The sequence below is a fragment of the Moorena sp. SIO4E2 genome, assembly GCF_010671945.1.
GTDB lineage: Bacteria > Cyanobacteriota > Cyanobacteriia > Cyanobacteriales > Coleofasciculaceae > Moorena > Moorena producens.
The window spans coordinates 1-2,399 of the sequence record NZ_JAAHIE010000870.1 but is presented as its reverse complement, the minus strand read 5'-3'; the positions used below and the strand labels follow the sequence as shown (position 1 = coordinate 2,399).

The window sequence follows — 2,399 nt, the reverse complement described above, 5'->3', positions numbered from 1 at the left end:
CTTTGGAAGAATTGAGCTACTGGTATTTTGTTAAGGATTAGTTGTAGGGCTTTTTCCAAGACTTTCATTCTCATTAATCTCGAACTATAAAATTCTCAAGGGCAGAGGTTTATTTTAAGCTGTTCGCCTAGCGTGAGCCTGTGGCTGACGGCTGACGGCTGACGGCTGACAGCACCTCAAGTAGCGTGGCCTACGGCCAACGGCTAAATCCTTACAAACCAACCGATTTTTTTTCCTGAAAAAAGTACCCTTGTGGGTACTGTCAGAGTCATAAATTACTTTTTAGATTTGAATAGACATCTTAAAAACATATCAAAATTCTTTTCCCTAAGGAGATTAGCATGGCAAATCGTTCAGAGAAGTCTTTTGACGTTCGCCTTGACGCTGCAAAACTAGCCAGAAGTCGTGACTATCCTACCCATAAAGCCAATGGGGATGAACAGCGACATGCTGATGATCAGTATTTTATGTCCTTTACCAAAGGGCTACCTCACAATCCTGATACAGGGCTACTACAAGACCCACAGGATTTTGTGGAGTTTCGCCGTGCAGTGGACGATGGCTTTATTGATCCCTTCTCTGATCGGGTACGTCATGGTGCCAAATTTGAGGTAGTATTTACAGGTCAAGACTACACTATTAAACCTGAGACTAACCCTGATCTGCTTGAGCAATTTAGACAATGGCAAGCACCAACTGCAGGGGTTGTCTTTGAGCTAAACGGACCCGATCCACAAGCGGTTACCATGCCTCCAGCACCACCGTTAATGGATGCTAGCGGTAAGGCTAACCCAGAGCTAATTTTTGAGATAGCAGAGGTCTACGAATTAGCCATACTGCGGGATCAGCCCCTCAATGACTTTGAGAAAAGAGGAGCGAATAGCAAAATCGAGAGTTCAATCAATCGTCTCAATGCCCTCGACTATATTCGCAACCAAACTGGACGACCTCGGAAGGTAAATTCCAGAGGCAAGCTTGATGAGCAAAATGTATTCCGAGGCTCTTCTCCAGGAGTGGAAGTCGGCCCCTATCTCTCTCAGTTTCTACTGATAGGTAATGTTGATCTCAATGGTGGTGGCAACGTTGCAGAGGGGAAAATTACCTATGGTGCTTTGCAAATTGATCAAAAGGTTCCCATTGCAACACCCTGCCAAGATTACATGACCAACATGGAAGACTATGTCTTGGTTCAGCGTGGAATTAAGCAAGACAGAGAAACCTATGTTTTAGAGAATGATCAAAACCCTAAGCTACCAGATCGTCCAGCTCGTCGATTTATCTCCACTCCCCGGGATTTAGCCACCTATGTTCATTACGACGCTCTTTATGAACCCTATCTCAACGCTTGCATCATTCTCCTGGGGATGCAAACACCCTTCGATCCCGTTTTTGATCATCTTTCTGGGGGTGGTGTGGCAGCAGCTAATCCAGCAACCCGTCGCAATGCTGGTGGTTTTGCCCTCTATGGCGGTCCACACATCTTAACTTTGGTTACTGAAGTCGCCACACGAGCACTCAAAGCTGTCCGCTTCCAGAAGTTCAATAACCATATTCGCCTGCGACCAGAGGCATTGGCAGCCCGGATTGAACTATTACGGCGATTTCAAGAGCTACCTAATCAAGCTAAAGCTAGTGTACCCAGAGCATTAATCAAGTACATTAGAAGGTTTGAACGTGAACTAGAAAGCAACGGTACTCTCAAGTCGATTTTGGAACTAGCCAATCAAAATGGCTCTAGCTCACAGAATTATCTACTACCAATGGCATTTCCTGAAGGGTCTCCCATGCACCCTGCCTATGGTGCAGGACATGCCGCTGTTGCTGGGGCATGTGTGACCATGCTTAAGGCATTCTTTGATACTAGTGCAGTTTTAGTAGAAACACCAGTCAAAAACCCAAAACCGGGACAAGCAAGGACACAGATCAGATTTAAACGCTATAGCCCCAAAGATCAGGCTATTGTGTTCCGTGCCCCTGATCCATCTGCTTACAGGAAAGGTGAGGCGAGACTTGTTTCAGAGCGTACGAGGGATTTTTTGACTCTGGAGGGTGAGTTGAACAAACTCGCTGCCAATATTTCTATTGGTCGCAATATGGCTGGGGTTCACTATTTTACTGACTACTATGATAGTTTGCGCATGGGTGAAGAAATTGCCATCGGTATTCTCGAAGAACAGGCATTGACCTATTCCACTGATCCCTTTGTGCTGTCACTGCCAACCTTTGATGGAGACGTGATTCGGATTGGTGCCCGTTGAGCTATCCCTTCCTTAATGATGGGTATTAAGTTGAATACCCATCATTAAGGAGATGGGGAGATGGGGAGTAGAAGATAACCCAGCTGATGCGGATCTTCTCCAAATCATTTTAACTGATGCCCAAGAGATTCAGTGGTCACT

General features: G+C 45.6%; 1 protein-coding gene. It reads left to right on the top strand.

Going from position 1 to position 2,399, the window contains the following annotated elements; all coding sequences use genetic code 11:
* Positions 1–341 precede the first annotated feature (341 nt).
* Entirely contained in the window at positions 342–2,258 is a 1,917-nt protein-coding gene (locus F6K37_RS38380; protein ID WP_287256350.1) for a phosphatase PAP2 family protein, read from the top strand.
* Positions 2,259–2,399 lie beyond the last annotated feature (141 nt).